Source organism: Streptomyces sp. TG1A-8 (assembly GCF_030499535.1).
Taxonomy (GTDB): domain Bacteria; phylum Actinomycetota; class Actinomycetes; order Streptomycetales; family Streptomycetaceae; genus Streptomyces.
On record NZ_JASTLB010000001.1, the window covers coordinates 3287368 to 3304416 of the forward strand.

Here is a 17049-nt window from a genome sequence, read left to right on the forward strand (position 1 = left end):
GTTCGCCCGCGGGCGTGCGCAGTCATCGGCGGGCGTGAGCGATCCACCGACGGGCCCGGATGGCGCCGAGGCGCACACGGCTCCCCGCGGGCGCACGCGGTTCTTTCGGGCACGGCCCCCACCGGCCGCGCTGCCCGCGTCACCTGCCCGGCGGACGGTGCCGCAGAGGGCGGTGCCCTCAGCCGACCGCCGCGTAGTTCTCGTACACCTCGTCGCTGTCGAGGGACACCATCCCGGTGCCGCGCTCGTACTCCGAGCGGGCCGTCTCCAGCAGTCTGCGCCAGGACGTCACGGTGGGCCGCCGGCGCAGCAGCGCGCGGCGCTCCCGCTCCGTCATGCCTCCCCACACGCCGAACTCGACGCGGTTGTCCAGTGCGTCGGCCAGGCACTCGGTGCGTACCGGGCATCCGGTGCACACCGCCTTGGCCCTGTTCTGCGCTGCTCCTTGAACGAACAGTTCATCCGGATCGGTAGTGCGGCAGGCAGCCTGCGCACTCCAGTCGGTTACCCAGCCCATACCGGCGCCGTCCTCTCCCGAATCCAGGCTCCCCCACGGCGGCAGCGGCATATTCACCGCCGCCAGTTGAGGACGTTACGGAAGGCGAGGGCAGCGCAACACCCCCTTCGGGCCCAATCTTGAATGGCCCGAACGGACTATGGGTAAGCGGCAGATCACCCGCGGGAGTGAGCTGGCGACATACGTGACCATCCCGGCGAAGCAGGACGGTTGTGATGCACTACACCGGACACCAGGTGACACACCGGGCGGATTCGGACGCACTCCCCGCCAAGGCACGGGGGTGCTTCCGGAACGGTTCGGGGTCGCCGGGCATAGGAATGCATGACCGCACCGCTGTGACAATTGAGAGCAGCTTAGGCCAACGCCTCTGTGTCTGTCCGGCGAATGAGGAGGGAGGTCACGCCGTGCCGCCACACCCCGTTCCCGCGCACCGCTGCCCGCCGGCCGCCGCGCGCGCGGACGTCACGATCCGGCACGGGATCCTCCCGGCGAGGAGGCGTTCCCCCGGAACGCCCATCGGTACGGATTAGGCTGCCCCCATGCCAAAACAGCGCTCGGGCGGTGGTCTGTCGCCAACGCAGCAGGCCGGCAGGTTCCTCGGTGTCAGTGTGCTCGCGGGAGCCGTCATGGCGGGCATCGCGCTGCCCGCGGCCGGCGCGCTGGGCCTCGCGGCCAAGGGCTCGGTGCAGGGCTTCGACGAGATCCCGGCCAACCTCAAGAGCCCCCAGCTCAGCCAGCGCACGACCATACTGGACAGCCGGGGCAACCAGATCGCGACCGTCTACTCGCGCGACCGCACGGTGGTCGACCTCCAGCAGATCTCGCCGTACATGCAGAAGGCGATCGTCGCGATCGAGGACTCACGCTTCTACCAGCACGGCGCCATCGACCTCAAGGGCGTGCTGCGCGCCCTGAACAAGAACGCGCAGAGCGGCGGGGTCGCCCAGGGCGCCTCCACGCTCACCCAGCAGCTGGTGAAGAACTACTTCATCGAGGAGGCCGGCGACGACCCCACGAAGGTCGCCCAGGCCACCCAGCAGACCCTCGGCCGCAAGGTCCGCGAGCTGAAGTACGCGATCCAGATCGAGGACAAGCTCGGCAAGAAGAAGATCCTCGAGAACTACCTGAACATCACCTTCTTCGGCGAGCAGGCCTACGGCGTCGAGGCCGCCTCCCAGCGCTACTTCTCCAAGCACGCCAAGGACCTGAGCCTGCAGGAGGCCGCCCTGCTGGCCGGCATCGTGCAGTCCCCGAGCCGCTATGACCCGGTGAACGACGAGGCCGAGGCCACCAAGCGCCGCAACACCGTCCTGCAGCGCATGGCCGAGGTCGGCGACATCTCGCAGGCGGAGGCCGACCGGGCCGAGCGGGAACCGCTCGGACTGCACGTGAGCCGGCCGGAGAACGGCTGCATCACCGCCACCAAGGGCGCCGCGTTCTTCTGCAAGTACGTCGAGAACGTCTTCCTGACCGACCCGACCTTCGGCAGGACCCGCGAGGAGCGCGCCAAGGTCTGGAACAAGGGCGGTCTGACCATCCGCACGACGCTGGACCCGCAGGCCCAGAGGTCGGTCCAGGCGTCCCTGAAGAACCACGTCAACAAGTCCGACAGCGTCGCCGCGGCCGCCACCCTGGTCGAGCCCGGCACCGGCAGGATCCTGGCGATGGGCCAGTCCAAGCCCTACGGCTACGGCAGCAACGAGACCGAGTACAACTTCTCGGTCAACCGGGACATGGGCGGTTCCAACTTCGGCTTCCCCACGGGTTCGACGTTCAAGCCGTTCGTGGCCGCCGCCGCGATCGAGGGCGGCAAGCAGGCGACGCAGGAGTACTCGTCGCCGTACCAGATGGACTACCCGAGCCCCGTCCAGACCTGCGGCAGCACGCCGTGGACCAACCGGAGCGGCGAGAAGGTCGAGAACGAGAGCGAGTCGGAGCAGGGTCCGTACCGCATGAAGGAGGCGATGGCCAAGTCGGTCAACACCTACTTCGTGCAGCTCATCTCCGACATCGGCCTGTGCCCGGTGGAGAAGATGACCGCCGCGCTGCACGTCGTGCAGGGCAACGGCGACAAGCTCCCGGAGACCCCCTCCATCGCCCTGGGCGCGATCGGCCTGTCCCCGCTGACCATGGCCAACGCGTACGCCACCTTCGCCTCCCGCGGCATGTACTGCACGCCCGTCGCCATCGAGTCGATCACCCAGAAGTCCGGTGACGAGGAGAAGGCGGTCCCGGTACCCAGGTCGACGTGCTCGCGCGCCATGAGCGAGAGGACCGCCGACACGGTCAACACCCTCCTGCGCGGCGTGGTCGACTCCGGTACCGGCCGGCAGGCGGGACTGAGCGACCGCGAGAGCGCCGGCAAGACGGGTACGACCGACGAGCGCAAGAACGCCTGGTTCGTCGGCTACACGCCCAACCTGGCCGGCGCGGTCTGGGTCGGCAGCGCCAAGCAGAACGTGAAGATGATCGACATCACCATCGGCGGCGTCTACCGCCCGCTCGTCTACGGCGGTGAGGTCCCCGGCCCGATCTGGAAGGACGCCATGTCCGGCGCCCTGTCGGGCAAGGAGGCCCCGGACTTCCACCTGGTGGACATCCCGGACGAGGACAACGGGGACGGCCGGGGAAAAGGCCAGGGGGGACGGACGACGGGAACAACGGGGACAGCGGGGGCAACAGGGACAACGGGAGCAACACGGGGGGACTGATCGGGGGTCTGATCGGGGGTCTGACGGACGGGGGCGCAACCGGTGACACCACCGGGGGCACCGACGGCACCACCGGCGGCGGCTTCCCCACGCCGACCTTCTCCCTCCCCGGCGACTTCTTCGCGGGCCAGACGAACGGCGGGACCGGCGGGAACAGGAACGGAAACGGCGGGCAGCGGGGCTGAGCGCCGAGGACGCGTCCGAGACGGCGGCGGGGCCGCACCCCTGGAAGTGGTGAGGGGTGCGGCCCCGCCGCCGGAGGGTGGGCGCCACCCCGCAGGGGGAGGCGCTGCCGTAAGCGGAGGGCGAACACTCGAAGCCCGGCGGACCGGCAGCTCGGCAAACCGGCAGGCCGTGAGCCCGCCGGTCCGTCAGCCCTGGAGGAGCTTCCTCACCGCGGCGGCGACGCGGCCGCCCTCGGCCTGGCCGGCCACCTTCGGGTTCACGATCTTCATGACGGCGCCCATGGCCCGCGGCCCCTCGGCCCCGGCCGCCTTCGCCTCCTCGACGGCCTGGGCGACGATCGCGTCCAGTTCCTCGTCGGACATCTGCTTGGGCAGGTACGCGGCAAGCACCTCGCCCTCCGCCTCCTCCCGCTCCGCCGACTCGGCACGACCACCCTGCGCGAAGGCCTCGGCCGCCTCACGGCGCTTCTTGGCCTCCTTGGCGATCACCTTGAGGACCTCGTCGTCGGACAGCTCCCGCTTCTGCTTGCCCGCGACCTCCTCCTTGGTGATCGCGGCGAGCGTCAGCCGCAGCGTCGAGGAGCGCAGCTCGTCGCGCTCCTTGATGGCGGCGTTGAGGTCGTCCTGCAGCTTCGACTTGAGCGTGGTGGTCATGGGGTCGATTGTCGCAGGTGCGGGGGGCCGAACGCCCGCGTATTAGGCGGCGGCCGGGTCTGGGCGGGGTGCCGGGGTCTGACACGATGGCCACATGCGCGCGCGATACGGAGTACCCCTGGGAATCATGGCGGCAGGCGCCGCCGGACTGGCGTACGCGGCGGGCTTCGAGGCCCGCTCCTTCCGCCTGCGACGGGTGACGGTCCCCGTCCTGCCGCCGGGCATACGCCCCTTGCGCGTGTTGCAGGTCTCCGACATCCACATGGTCGGCGGCCAGCGCAAGAAGCAGCGCTGGCTGCGGTCGCTGGCGGGGCTGCGTCCCGACTTCGTGATCAACACGGGCGACAACCTCTCGGACCCCGAGGGCGTCCCCGAGGTCCTCGACGCCCTCGGCCCGCTGCTGGAGTTCCCGGGCGCCTACGTCTTCGGCTCCAACGACTACTACGGCCCCAAGCTCCGCAACCCGGCCCGCTACCTGATGGAGAAGGCCAACGGCCGGCACGGCCTGAACGGCAACGCGCCGGCCGTGGGCGTGATCCACAACCCCTGGGAGGACCTCAGGGACGGGTTCGACGCGGCGGGCTGGCTGAACCTGACGAACACCAGGGGAGCCCTGAAGGTCGAGGGCGTGTCCATCGAGCTGACCGGCCTGGACGACCCCCACATCAAGCGCGACCGCTACGCGCAGGTGGCCGGCGGCCCCTCCGGGACGCACGACTTCTCGATGGGCGTGGTCCACGCGCCGTACCTGCGCGTCCTGGACGCCTTCACGGCGGACGACTACCCCCTGGTCCTGGCCGGCCACACCCACGGCGGCCAGCTCTGCATCCCCTTCCACGGCGCCCTGGTCACCAACTGCGACCTGGACACCGACCGGGTGAAGGGCCTGTCCACGCACACGGCGGAGGGCCGCACCTCCTACCTGCACGTCTCGGCGGGCTGCGGCACCAACCGCTACACCCCGGTCCGCTTCGCCTGCCCGCCGGAGGCGACCCTGCTGACGCTGGTGGGAAGGGAGCGGGGCACGGGGGCGTAATCCCGCCGGTGCGGGGCACCGGGGCGGGAGCCCGACGGGCCTTCGGAGCTGCACCGGACACGGGGACGGCGCGACGGACCGCGGGACCGCCCGGAGCCCGGCCCGAGGTCCGGCCGGAGCCCCTGCCGGAGTCCGGACGAAAACCCGGCCGGGGGGAGATTAACCCGCCCGGAGTGCCCCGCATGGCCCCGTTCGCCCTCCCTGCTTAGCGTGAGGGCATGACCGCCCCGATACCCAGGGACATCCCGGACCTCCCCGCGGTCCCGGCCCCGCCCCGCCTGCTGCCCGCACCGGTCCCGGCCACGGCGGTGGTGGCACCGGCCCGCTGCCCCGGGACGGCCCTGTTCCGCCTCCTGACCGCCGTGGCGGCGGCCGGCGCCGTCGCCCTGGAACTCCTCCTGGGCACCCCGGCCCGGGTCCTGAGCTACTTCGGCGTGCAGACCAACATCCTGCTGGCCCTCGTCATGCTTCTGTCGGCATCCAGGGCCTGGCGGGCCCGCCGCTCCCTGCCGGCCTCCGTGACCGGCGCCGCGCTCCTCTACGCCGTGGTCACGGCGCTGGTCCACCAGTTGCTCCTGGCCCACACGACGCCCCCGTTCTCCATGACCGGCGCGGCGACGGCTCCCGAGCGCTGGCACGGCCAGTGGGTGGCCCTCCAGCTCCTCCACACGCTGGTCCCGGCGGCGGTCCTCCTGGACTGGCTGATCCTCACCCCCGCCGCCCGCCTGCACCTGCGCCAGGCAGCGACGTGGCTCCTGTACCCCTTGGTCTACCTGGCCTTCTCCCTCGTCGGGGCGGCCGTCCTGCCCGCTTCGGCACCGGCCCGCCACCTCTACCCCTTCCTGGACGCCGACGCCCACGGCTACCGCGGCGCCCTCGCGGACGCACTCCTCCTGGGCCTCGCCGTCTACGGCACGGCGATCCTCCTGGTCGCCCTGGACCACGCCCGCCCGACCCCGCTCCGCCGCCGCGTCTGAATCGGATTTCGTCTCCGGCCACCGGTGGGCTAAAGTAAACGACGTCGCCGCGACAAGCAGCGACATCGGGGTGTAGCGCAGCTTGGCAGCGCGCTTCGTTCGGGACGAAGAGGTCGTGGGTTCAAATCCCGCCACCCCGACAGTGAAGTACCAGGTCAGGGGCCTGATCCACCGAGTGGATCAGGCCCCTGAGTGGTTCCTGGGGTCGTTTTGGGAGCCGCTTGGGAGCCGAGGTCGGGATCCAGCTCCCGGCGGCTCCCGTTTCGTCCACACGGAGGCAGCGTCCGGCTCATCACGGGGAAGCGGGCGAGCACACGCTCCCAGCCCCGGCTCAGGGCCTGCGATCGGCAGCGAAGGGTGGGCCCTTGTCAGCTTGTCGGGCGAGCGGACTCTCGCGTCGGCCAGGCGTGTCGACGGTGGGGGCAACACATAGGCGAAACCGGGTGGCCTGCTGCTTGATGAACCAGCCGGATGCCCCTCGCTATGGGACGGCTCTTCTGTCCAGAAGGTGGCCACCCTGCGTTGCCGCTTATCATCCTCGACTGGCTCGACGCGATCCGCCCATGCGCCGGCCAGCGTCAGGCCACCCTCGACGCCCCGGTCAGCCAGCTCGCAGTCCTTCTTCCGCAACCGGGCAAGCTGGACCACGGCGGAGCTCTGCCTTCCACGCGGCGAACTTCGGTGCATCCATCCCGTCGGCACAGATCCGCGACGAAGTCCTCGGACTCGCCTCCCGACATCGTGTCCACCTCGACGAGGAACCGGTGACCGGACCTGAGGGCTCCGCCTGCCGTCACTAGTGATCACGTCCTTTGAACAATCGGGTCGTACGCCATAGCCCCCACCCTCCTAGGGCACCCCCGACGAGAAACGAGCCCGCCGACGAGGAACCGCCAGATCGCCTGCCAGAACACGCCCAGCAGGACGAGGCAGTCCGCAGCACCGATCAAGCCCTCCCTGAGGCGCTGCGCCCGGTGCTTCCGCGCTGCGGATCGACGCCGCTTCCGTGCTGCCACCCAAACCTAGCCATTTCCTGAGCAGCAGTCTCGGCAGCTCTGTGGACTTCGTTAAGGGCCGCAGTTGGGCCAGTGGCCGATGTGATCCCTTCGATAGAACGACCACGGTGGATTCGGAACCAGCCTGTGCAGAACGGGTGTTCATATCCTTGCCAGCACAACCGTTTTGGCGTGTTGCCGATCCGGCCTATGCGCCGCACGTATCACGCCATTCTCCCGGGACGCGTTGTCCTGCCTGCCTGGCACCCTCATCCTGAAATGTTCGCCATCAGCCGAGGGGAGCAAGGTGAACGTGCCGCGACGTGTCGCGAACGACCCTGACGTCATTGGACAGACCACCGGGCTGCTGGGCTTCCTCAAAGAAGTCGTGCAGAGCAGCCATAACCGTCTACGCGACGACCGCCGCTCACGGGAGCGCATATGGCTGGCGAACCTGCCCGCCTCCGTACGACGCCCGTCAGCTCGAGTAGACGGCTTGCTGCTCACACTCGAGCACGTGCCGCAGACGGCACCACCGCCCCTGCCAGAGGTGCTGGATGGATGGATTTCCGCGGAACAGTGCCAGGACGCTGATGGCGGTGATCCGCCGCTAGCACTCGAAGGGCCGGGGCGTGAGCTGGTGCGAGCCGCGGACGGCCGTCAGTGGTGGGAGGAGGCGGAGGACCACAGCGTCCGCCGAGAGGATGCAGCCGAAGTGCTGCGGGCCTATGGTCCGTGGCTCGACCGCTGGCGCCGGTGGGCAGAGCGGGAGCGTGCGGAGCGATCCCTTCGGGAGTTGTACGAGCAGATCTACCACTGGCACCAGAAGCTGACCCAGCAGGACGACCAACTCGAACTCGTCCTGGCGACCGGCTTGTTGACGTGGAGTGATCCGCGCGGCGACGCCGTCCATCGTCATCTGCTCACTCACCGGGTTGAGACGTCGGTTGAGCGCAAGACCGCCCGGCTGACAGTGCGGCTCATGGCCGAAGGCGCGGTGCGACTCGAGGATCAGGCGTTTCTCGACACCGATGACGGCTGGGCTCCCGAGCGCTCGGCCGCGCTCGCGGAGGAGATAGCTTCCCAGTCGCTGCACCTGCTCGGCACGGAGGCACTGGAGCAGTTGGTCCAATGGCAGGAGCGAGTGCTGCAGCGTCCGGTCGCGTTCAGCGCCGAGTGGCAGCCTCCACGCGAGCCGGAGGCAGGCGCGCGACTGACCTACGCTCCAGCCCTGGTGTTGCGTCCGCGGGACCGAAACGCCTTGCTGAGCTTCTACGACCGAATCGCGGACAGTGTGGCCTTCGAGGCGCACGCTCCCCTGGGGCTCGCTCAGCTGGTGATGACACTGGATCCGGAGGAGCGCGCGAACTGGGGTGACCGCGAGATCCCACCCCTCTTCGGGGACGACCCGCTCTTCCCTGGGAAGACCAACGAGCGACAGCGGAGTGTGCTCAGGCGCCTGGAGCACGACACAGGTGTAGTGGTGCAGGGTCCGCCGGGGACCGGCAAGACACACACGATCGCCAACCTGGTCTCCGCGCTGCTCGCACAGGGACAGCGGGTTCTCGTGACCAGTGCCCGCGATCAGGCTCTGACGGTTCTACGAGACAAACTTCCGCCTGCTGTGAGGGACTTGTGCGTTCTCCTGCTCAGCTCCGCGCGGCAGGACGGGGCGGATGAACTGGAGCGCACGATCAATGCCCTGACTGACCAGGTCGCTGCCAGTGATCCCGAGCAGCTTCAGGACGAGATCCGTCGACTGACCGCGCGCCGTGAAGAGGTGCGGGGAAGGATCAGCACGCTCACCGAGCAGGTGATCGCGCTACGGGAGAACGAGGTCTACCGTCACCGGGAGATCGCGCCCGGATACACCGGCACCCTTGCCGCAATAGTGCAGCGCGTCCAGGACAACGCCGCGCGTCACTCCTGGATCGGCCTGGTTCCGGATGAAGGACCGACACCCTCCATTCCCCCGCTCTCTCCCGCGCAGGCAGCGGAACTGCTGAGCCTCCTGCGTGACGGAGCGGCTGAGCCGCGCGCGGGTGGCACTCTGCCGGATCCGGACAGCCTGCCGTCACCCGAAGATCTGGCCCAAGCCCTCGCGGCCGGCCGTATCACCGATGACGGCCTGTCCTCGGAAGCGACTGGCATTCGTGACGATCTCGCCCAGCTCGACATGTCCGTCACCGGTGAACTGACCTCGCTCGCCGGTGACTGCCGTACGGCGCTGCACCGTCTCGGTCTGCCGACATCGGCCGACCAGTGGGATACAGCCAAGTGGACCACCAAGGCCCTCTCGGACCGGCTCTCTCGCGAAAACCTCCTCCTGTGGCGTCGAGTCTCCGGATTGGCAGATCACCTCGCCGTCATGTCCCGGCAGTTTGACGAGCAGGGAATTAAGCGCATCATCGTGCCCGAGCAGCTCTCCGTCGAGCGAGCCGATGCGATGGTCGCGACTGGCTCTGCGCTGCGCGAGCATCTCGCCTCGGGTGGCAAGCTGCGCGCTCGCGGCAGCTTCCGTGCGTCGAAGGCGCAGAAGGCCGCTCAGGAGCTGCTCGATACGTGCACCGTAAACGGTCGCCCGCCCGAGACACTGGAGGATCTCGACTCCGTTCTCGTCCGCGTGCGCGCTCACTCCGCTGTCGCCACACTCGCGGAGCGGTGGGCGCAGGCCGGGGTCTCCATACCGGAAGGGCCGGTGGAGCTACGTCTGGCCTCTCTGGCCGAGGCTTTCGCACGCCTGGAGCACATCGACGCGTTCGGCGCTGCACGCGAGCGCATCGACGAACTGCTCGTAGGCCACGGCCTGCACATCGCCCTCACTTCCCGCGCGGCCTGGCAGGACTTCACCAGCGCGCTGGCTGCCCTCTCCGGTCGGCGGGCGGCCGATGAAGCCATGGCTCAGCTGGCCGCATGGGAGGAGCAGCTTCATACGCCGGTGGAGGGTTCTCACTCCTCCGCCGAAGCACTGGCCGCCGCCCAGGCCATCCGAGAACAGGACATCGACCGCTACGCTAAGGAACTGGAGGCGCTGCGGGAAGCACATAGGCGGGAGCATCGTCGCCGCCGGTGCGCCGTGCTCCTGGACAGCGTCCGCAGGGCACACCCCCTGCTCGCCGACCAGCTGACGCAGACACCCGACGATCCTGCCTGGGAGGCGCGGCTGGACTCGCTGGCCGAGGCGTGGGCATGGGCTGTGGCTTCCGCGTTCGTACGCCGCCAGCGCACCCCGGGCCGCGAGCGTCAGCTTGAAGCGGAACTGGCCCAGTGCGAAAAGAACCTGGAGGACCTGACCGGTGAACTCGCTGCCACTTGGGGTCGGCTGCACTGCTTGCAGCGCATGACACAGGAGCAGCGGTCAGCGCTCCAGGCGTACCGCAACCACATGGCCTCGTACGGCAAGGGCAAGGGTCGCAACGCGGGCAAGTACCGTGCCGCGGCGCACGACGCCATGAGGACGGCGCAAGGAGCCGTACCCGCGTGGGTCATGCCGATCTCTCAGGTGGCCGAGTTGGTGCTGCCCAAGCGCGACGCGTTCGACGTCGTCATCGTCGACGAGGCCAGTCAGGCCGGCATGGACGCGCTGTTCCTACTGTGGCTCGCTCCCCGCGTGATCGTCGTCGGGGACGACAAGCAGTGCGCGCCCCCGGTCAGCGGCATGGGTCGTCTTCAGGCGATCCAGGACCGGCTCATCTCTCATCTGCCGGACATGCCACCCATGCTGCGCCAGCTCTACACCCCCGCCACCAACCTCTACCAGTTGCTCTCCACATTCTTCCCGAAGGTGATCCGGCTGGAGGAGCACTTCCGGTGCATGCCCGAGATCATCGGCTGGTCCTCCCAGACCTTCTACAACAACAAACTGCAACCCCTGCGGCAATTCGGCGGTGAGCGCCTTGATCCGCTCGTGACGCAGTTCGTCGAAGAGGCTGTCACCCAGGGCCGCGACAGCCGGCTCCGCAACCCCAAGGAAGCCGAGGCCATCGCCGACTGCCTGGCCCGACTCGTGCAGGATCCCGCCTACCGGGACAAGACCATGGGCATCATCGCTCTGCAGGGTCCGGTCGGCCAGGTCAAGCTCCTGGAACAGCTGATCAATGAGCGTATCCCGGCGCCGGTGCGCGAGCGTCACCAGATCCGTGTGGGCAACCCCGCGTCGTTCCAGGGCGACGAACGCCACGTCATCCTGCTGTCGATGGTCGCGACCGACCCGCCGCGCATCGCGGGCGGCGCGCGCAGCGAACGGCAGGCGTACAACGTCGCCGCATCCCGCGCCCAGGACCAGATGTGGCTCTTCTACTCGGTTCCCCCGGACCGCTTGAAGAAGGAGGACCTCCGGTTCAACCTGCTCGCTTATATGGAGAACCCGCCCGCCGCACTGGCCAGCTCCGCCGACATCGGAGAGGTGTCGAGTGAGATCCCGCAGAAACCATTCGAATCACTCTTCGAGCAGCACGTCTATCTACGTCTGAAGGAGCGCGGCTATCACGTCATCCCGCAGTACCCAGCGGGCAACAAACGCATCGACCTTGTCGTCGTAGGGGCACGCGGGTGCCTGGCCGTGGAATGCGACGGCGAGCGGTACCACTCGACACCCGAGCAGATCCGGCGCGACCAGCAGCGCGATCGTGAACTACAAAGAGTGGGCTGGACGTTCTGGCGCATCCGCGAGAGCGACTTCCGATTCGACCCCGACGAAGCGCTGTCCGGCCTTTGGGAAGAACTGAACCGGCTGGGGATCCATCCGGCCACGTTCGGCGGCGCCGACGACCAGTCCCGCTCGCCCTCCGCATCTGGCACTCCTCGGTGGACCCCGCTCGACCTCTCCTCCGACGAAGGGCTGGCCGAGGATTCAGCCGACGCACCCGACACCCCAGACACGACTGATCCGGTCGCTGCCCTCGACATGACCGGAGACGACGAAACCGACGGCACCAGCACGGAAGGCCCTGCATGACTCCGCAGTCCCCACTCGGCATCCTGGACGCCAACACCCTAGAGGAACTGGCCCGCGTCATCTGCGGCGACGAGCACCTCTACTACCGCAAGGGTTACGAGATCGCCCGCTTCCTGGAGCACGCCGGCTGGCAGCGGGTGCCTGAGTACGACGGCGAGTACCGCAGGGAGTGGACCCTTGCCCGACTCACCGAGCGCCGAGAGGACCCCACGGAGCTGGAGAAGGTCCTGCTTCGGCTCGCCGACCCACGCGAGTACCTCGATGAACCGGACCAGCTCCCTGCCGTCATCTCCGCCGTCAACGCCTTCCTCATCCACGAGGGCGCCCGCCTGGAGAACCCCGGGGGCCGGCCCCGCCTGGTCGCCTGCGACCCCTCTCTCGCTCATCCGGGCAGCCAGGGCCCGGTCGAGCTCAGAGCAGCCATGACCGACCTGATCAGCGACCAGACTATGGCCGGGCTCCTCCAGCACCGCCTGGACGAAGCACGCACCTGCTACGCCAACGGCGCCCACGTCGCTGCCATCATCATGCTCGGCAGCCTCTTGGAAGGCGTCCTCGTCCATGTGGTCCAGGAACGGGGCGCGTCACTGCTCGGCAACAAGTCCCCGGACCACGTGAATCTGGACACGCTGATCAAGATCTGCCATGACGCGGGCTGGATCGGCGCCGATGTGGAGCGCTTCTGCCACGAGCTGCGCAAGTACCGCAACTTCGTCCACCCGCGCGCCGAGATCCGAGAGGCGCACACCCCGGACCGCGACACGCTGGACATGTGTTGGCCTGTGGTCAACGCGGTCCTGAACGACCTGGCCGACTCACAGCCCAAGGCGGCCTGACAACGCCAACCACACCATCCCCGCCCCGGGCTGGGCTCGTCAGACGAGACTCAGCACGGGGCGGCTGTCCGGCATCCCCAGCAGTTCCCGCACACGGGCTGGCTTCCATGCCAGTTCCGCAGCCAGCTCGCGGATCGTCAGTCCCGTGTCTTGCTCGGCCAGCTCGAACGCCTTGCGCAGCATCACGCGCTGCTCACCCGGAGACCCGCGCACGGACTCGGGCGCGAAGCCTGGTTGGCCGCTGAGGCGGAAGCTGTATACGCGGGGCCGCGTGGTCGACGCCCGGTTGGACAGTGAGGCCATACAGCGAGTGGGTGCTCACAAGTGGATGGTCAGGAAAGAACCCCCGAGCGCCTCGCCAAACCGGTGGAGGAGATCAACCCAGGGAGGCGTCCGCGATACCGCCGCGTCCTCAGTCCGGACTACTACATCGACAGTCTTCGACGCCGAGCCCCGGACGCCCATAGAGCCGCTGGCTGACTGCGATGCCACCCCATCTGTAAGCACCCTGTGGGCGGCAAGACTCCTTGGGAGCCATCTGGGAACCAACCCGCTCCCCGAGCCCCTTCGAGACCGCCCGAAACCACGACAGTCCGACGCTCTGACCAGGGCAGACGCCATCCAGGCTGGCAAGATCAGCACCCGAACCTCATCCTTGTCAGGCCGTCTTGGGAGCCGTTTGGAAGCCGACTCGGTGATCCGGCTCCCAAACCATGGAGACTCGCAGTCCGGGATGGACTGTCGGTAGCTGTGGTTAGCCTGCTGCCATGGCCATCCAGACCCTGACGCTGAGCGTCCTCATCGCTTCCCCAGGCGACACCGCTCCTGATCGCGATGTGGTGGAGGACTCCATCCGCAGTTGGAACAGCGACCACACGATGCGGCGCAAGGTCCACCTCCTTCCTCTTCGATGGGAACTGGGGGCAGTGCCGCTGGTCGGGCAGGGCGACGCGCAGGAGGTGATCAACGCACAGTTCGCCGACGAGGCGGACATCGTCATCGCGGTGTTCAACAGCCGGCTCGGCCAGGCAACGAAGCGCGCGGTCTCCGGTACGGCCGAAGAGATCCTCAGAGCCCGTGATCGCGGTGCGGCTGTCCACGTCTTCTTCTCCGACGCGCCAATCCAGCGTGATCACGATCCGGAGCAGCTCGCTGCTCTGAACTTGTTCCGCAAGGAGCTCCAAGAGCACGGCCTCACTGGCACCTACGCATCGGCGGATGATCTCAAGGCAAAGGTGCGGACATGCCTGGAGCACGATGCGTATGTGGCTGGCGCCCCAAAGAGTGACACGTCAGAAAGCCCACGGACGGGTGCGCTCCTCCGCTCAAGCTTTCAGTGGGACACCGAACCCAAGCAGGACAGCAAAGGTCGGGTCAGGATGCGGCGTGTGAGAGAGCGACTGCGCGTGGAGAATCTGGGTGACGTCGCTGCCGAGAACGTCGTCCTGGAGATGAAGCCCGTCGGCGAGGGCCGCAACCCGCACGTATTCGACGAACTGACCGCCGACCGCATCCCGTCCAAGTCTTTCGTTGATTTCCTCCTCGCTTCCGATATGGGGACCTCTCGTCAGGGGACGATCGTGCACCGATGGACTGAGTCGGGCACGCCGTGCGAGGAAGAACAGACGATCTCCTGGCTGTAGGCGCATAGTGTGCTGAGGGCTGCTCGGGGGTGAACCCGAGCAGCCCTTGGTCTACCGGCGTGCGCGCAGAAGATCGTTGAGCGCCCGTACCGGCGATGCCGGACACATCGCCAGGCGCGCGTCGAGCATCGCCTCCCACTGTTCGGTCAGGCCAGCCATGAGGCGGCGGCGCATGCCTGGGGTGACGTGGGCGTACCGCGCCGAGACCGAGCCGTCGATGTGCCCCATCCGTTCGTCCATGAGCACCTTCTCGGTGCCGAGGTCCTCTATCATCGTCCGGTGGGTGTGGCGAAGGCCGTGGGGCGTGAGTCCCTTGGCTATCGGGAGCCAGCAGGCGTCGGCCCGGTCGCTGGCACCCCGGCCCCGTGCCGGGACACCGGGCCACGGCTCGCCAAGTAGGGGCACCGGCCGTGGCTCCTGTGGTGCCTTCTTCGGGTACCAGCCGGAGACCGCCGGCGTGAACAGCCAGGTGGCGAAACCGTTCCTGCGCCAGTGGGCGGCATGCTCCGGTACGACGCCGCCCCGCACGAACCGGAGGTCCGCGATGGCCTGCGCGACCTTCTCTCGCGTGGCCTCGGCGACGCGTTCGGGATGGTTGAGGACGTTGGACGCCGTGCCCGTCGAGACGCCGGCACGACGGGCGACGTCGACGAGCTTCGCGCCTTGGTGGCCCCCTGTGCGGGCCGCGCCCTGTCCTCGGAAGACGTAGGTCTTGCCGTGGCAGGGGCACGGCTTGGGCTTCGTGCGGGCGATGTGGTTGGCGACGAGCGCGGACAGCCAGTCCATCGAGTCGATGGTGCGGTAGCTGTCGTCCTTCGGCGGGCAGCGCACCAGCTCCCCCGTGTCGAGCTCGTACAGCTGCCACTCGACCCGGACGGCTCCAGGGCGGACGAACGCGGTCTCCAGGCCGACGATCTCGCCCCAGCGCATGCCGGTGTACCCCTTGAGGACCACGGCGACGAACTCGTCGTCGCGGCCGGAGAGCAGGGCGGCGCGCTCGGCGGTCAGCAGGATGCCGAGCGCGTCGGTGACCACCTTCTCGGGGCCACGGTCTCGGGAGCGGCCGGCGCGTTTGCCGCGTCCGCGCCGGCGAGCGGCTGGGTTGGACGTGATCAGGCCCTCGTCGATCGCGTCCTCGAGGATCAGGTGGAGCGTCGAGCGCCAAGTCTTGACGCTGGAGGCCGCGTAGAGGGCCTTCTCCTTCTTCTCCCACAGGTCGACGTCCGTGCGCAGGATGCCGGCGAGCGCCTTGTCCTCGAAGTCGGGGAGCAGGTGCTCCTCGATGTGGCGCTTGTAGTTCTGCATGGTGGAGGCAGCCAGGTCCTGGGCCTCGTACCAGCGGTTCGCGTACTCGCCGAAGGTCTCCTGGCCGAGGGCCGGGTCTCGCCAGTCGCCGCGACGGTACTTGTTCTCGGCCTCGGCCGCCGCCCGTTGGGCCTCGCCCTTGGTGGCGAACCTAATCGCCTTCCGTTCTCGTCGACGACCGTGTTGTGCTTGCCGGGCGCGACCTTGTACCGACCGCGCCAGTAGTTTCCGCGCTTCTCCGCGAAACCCAAGTCCCGCTGTCCCCTTCTTTCTTGTCCTCGGCTACGGCAGATTCGATCGGGTCACACGACAGCGCTGTACTGCTGCTGTCGACGCGGCGAGCGGGCGCGTAGGCGGGTCGTCGGAGCGACGGCAGGACGGCGAGGTTGCCTGGAGCCGGTCTGCGTAGTGGGCTCGGAGAGCGGCTCGGTCGCCCGTCCGGTTGTCTGCGCAGGCTGGGCCGGCCGCTCCTCGTGGAGACGGATGATCTCGGCAAGGTGCTCGGCTGTGAATCGGTAGGCACGGCCGACCCGGGTGTGCGGTATCAGGCAGCGTCGGGCTCGGTCCTTGACCCACCACGCGGAGCAACCGAGGGTCTCGGCGATCTCGTCGGGGCGGTAGAGACGAGGCTGAGGGGCCTCGGACGGCGTGTGGGGAACGGGCGCGGGCGTGAATCGGTACAAGGGGGCGGCTCCTGGTCGGGAAGTCAGGGAGGGCTGTGTAGGCGGCTCAAGTGGCGCCCGGCCCCTGAAGGAGGGCGGTGGGAGATACCTGCAGGGCTTCTGCGATGGCGACGAGGTCGTCGATATCGCATCGCTGCTTGGCGAGTTCGATGCGGGACAGCATCGTGTTGGACATAGGACGGCCCAAAGCGGTGCACCGTGCGGCAAGTTGGCGCTGGCCAAGCCCGCGTTCCGTGCGAAGAACTTCGATGGTGCGAGCCGCCAGGATTCCTGCGGGCCCTATTTCCAGAGAACGTGCTGCCATGGCTCCAGTTGTAGCGTCCATTCGCCGGTTTGGTTAACCGGCGATCGTCGGCTATGTTGCGCCGCGCTCAACCGGCGAGCGAGGCGGTCGGGGTGTTCCGATTCAGCCGGATCCCCGCACACTCCCCAACGTCAAGACCGTCGTTGACGTGGGGTGTTGTGTTGTATCTTCGCCGCTCGCGGGATGTCAACGGCTTCCCGACGTGATGCTTCTGGCTCGGCACGCGGGGCAACTATTTGGTCA

Annotated in this window: 10 protein-coding genes, 1 tRNA gene and 2 pseudogenes; 7 read left to right on the forward strand and 6 right to left on the reverse strand. The window is 68.3% G+C overall.

What is annotated here, in order from left to right; translation table 11 throughout:
- Positions 1-178: 178 nt before the first annotated feature.
- Complete coding sequence (gene wblA, locus QQY24_RS14180; RefSeq protein ID WP_301973050.1) at positions 179-517, reverse strand: transcriptional regulator WblA; 339 nt, start codon at positions 515-517, stop codon at positions 179-181.
- Between the two features lie 542 nt (positions 518-1059).
- Here wblA and QQY24_RS14185 point away from each other — a divergent pair.
- A pseudogene (locus QQY24_RS14185) lies at positions 1060-3416 on the forward strand (transglycosylase domain-containing protein).
- Positions 3417-3602: 186 nt separating this feature from the next.
- Here the strand turns inward: QQY24_RS14185 and QQY24_RS14190 are convergent.
- Positions 3603-4070 carry a GatB/YqeY domain-containing protein gene (locus tag QQY24_RS14190; RefSeq protein WP_301973051.1) on the reverse strand — a complete coding sequence of 156 codons (468 nt, stop codon included), beginning with the start codon at positions 4068-4070 and terminating at the stop codon, positions 3603-3605.
- A gap of 94 nt (positions 4071-4164) precedes the next feature.
- Here QQY24_RS14190 and QQY24_RS14195 point away from each other — a divergent pair, with 94 nt between their 5' ends.
- From QQY24_RS14195 to QQY24_RS14215, 5 genes are all read left to right on the forward strand, one after another.
- Positions 4165-5106 (forward strand): metallophosphoesterase, encoded by a 942-nt coding sequence (locus tag QQY24_RS14195; protein ID WP_301973052.1) that lies wholly within the window; start codon positions 4165-4167, stop codon positions 5104-5106.
- A 218-nt stretch (positions 5107-5324) separates the two neighbouring features.
- Complete coding sequence (locus tag QQY24_RS14200) at positions 5325-6083, forward strand: Pr6Pr family membrane protein (protein WP_301973053.1); 759 nt, start codon at positions 5325-5327, stop codon at positions 6081-6083.
- Positions 6084-6149: 66 nt separating this feature from the next.
- Positions 6150-6223: transfer RNA gene (locus tag QQY24_RS14205), tRNA-Pro, on the forward strand.
- A gap of 1162 nt (positions 6224-7385) precedes the next feature.
- Positions 7386-12035: an AAA domain-containing protein gene (locus QQY24_RS14210; RefSeq protein ID WP_301973054.1), complete on the forward strand. Its 4650-nt coding sequence runs from the start codon at positions 7386-7388 to the stop codon at positions 12033-12035.
- Positions 12032-12871, forward strand: coding sequence for a hypothetical protein (locus QQY24_RS14215; protein ID WP_301973055.1), 840 nt, complete (start codon positions 12032-12034; stop codon positions 12869-12871). Before QQY24_RS14210 ends, QQY24_RS14215 begins: the two co-directional genes overlap by 4 nt.
- Before the next feature lie 39 nt (positions 12872-12910).
- On the opposite strand, the gene QQY24_RS14220 is transcribed toward QQY24_RS14215, so the two are convergent.
- The gene (locus QQY24_RS14220; RefSeq protein WP_301973056.1) at positions 12911-13057 is read right to left on the reverse strand and encodes a hypothetical protein; all 147 of its coding nucleotides are present in this window, start codon (positions 13055-13057) and stop codon (positions 12911-12913) included.
- A gap of 581 nt (positions 13058-13638) precedes the next feature.
- Between QQY24_RS14220 and QQY24_RS14225 the strand changes: the two genes are divergently transcribed.
- Positions 13639-14514 (forward strand): hypothetical protein, encoded by an 876-nt coding sequence (locus QQY24_RS14225; RefSeq protein ID WP_301973057.1) that lies wholly within the window; start codon positions 13639-13641, stop codon positions 14512-14514.
- Between the two features lie 51 nt (positions 14515-14565).
- Here QQY24_RS14225 and QQY24_RS14230 read toward each other — a convergent pair.
- The 3 genes and pseudogenes from QQY24_RS14230 to QQY24_RS14240 all read right to left on the reverse strand — a co-directional run bounded on the left by QQY24_RS14230 (position 14566) and on the right by QQY24_RS14240 (position 16806).
- Positions 14566-16070: pseudogene (locus tag QQY24_RS14230) on the reverse strand (LacI family DNA-binding transcriptional regulator).
- A 51-nt stretch (positions 16071-16121) separates the two neighbouring features.
- Positions 16122-16502 (reverse strand): helix-turn-helix domain-containing protein, encoded by a 381-nt coding sequence (locus QQY24_RS14235; RefSeq protein WP_301973058.1) that lies wholly within the window; start codon positions 16500-16502, stop codon positions 16122-16124.
- Positions 16503-16548: 46 nt separating this feature from the next.
- The gene (locus QQY24_RS14240) at positions 16549-16806 is read right to left on the reverse strand and encodes a helix-turn-helix domain-containing protein (RefSeq protein WP_301973059.1); all 258 of its coding nucleotides are present in this window, start codon (positions 16804-16806) and stop codon (positions 16549-16551) included.
- Positions 16807-17049: the final 243 nt, after the last annotated feature.

Excerpts from the sequence above, each read along its gene's own strand:
- QQY24_RS14240 (WP_301973059.1), bottom strand. The coding sequence starts at position 16,806 with ATGGCAGCACGTTCTCTGGAAATAGGGCCCGCAGGAATCCTGGCGGCT.
- wblA (WP_301973050.1), bottom strand. The coding sequence starts at position 517 with ATGGGCTGGGTAACCGACTGGAGTGCGCAGGCTGCCTGCCGCACTACC.
- QQY24_RS14225 (WP_301973057.1), top strand. The coding sequence starts at position 13,639 with ATGGCCATCCAGACCCTGACGCTGAGCGTCCTCATCGCTTCCCCAGGC.
- QQY24_RS14195 (WP_301973052.1), top strand. The coding sequence starts at position 4,165 with ATGCGCGCGCGATACGGAGTACCCCTGGGAATCATGGCGGCAGGCGCC.
- QQY24_RS14200 (WP_301973053.1), top strand. The coding sequence starts at position 5,325 with ATGACCGCCCCGATACCCAGGGACATCCCGGACCTCCCCGCGGTCCCG.
- QQY24_RS14190 (WP_301973051.1), bottom strand. The coding sequence starts at position 4,070 with ATGACCACCACGCTCAAGTCGAAGCTGCAGGACGACCTCAACGCCGCC.
- QQY24_RS14215 (WP_301973055.1), top strand. The coding sequence starts at position 12,032 with ATGACTCCGCAGTCCCCACTCGGCATCCTGGACGCCAACACCCTAGAG.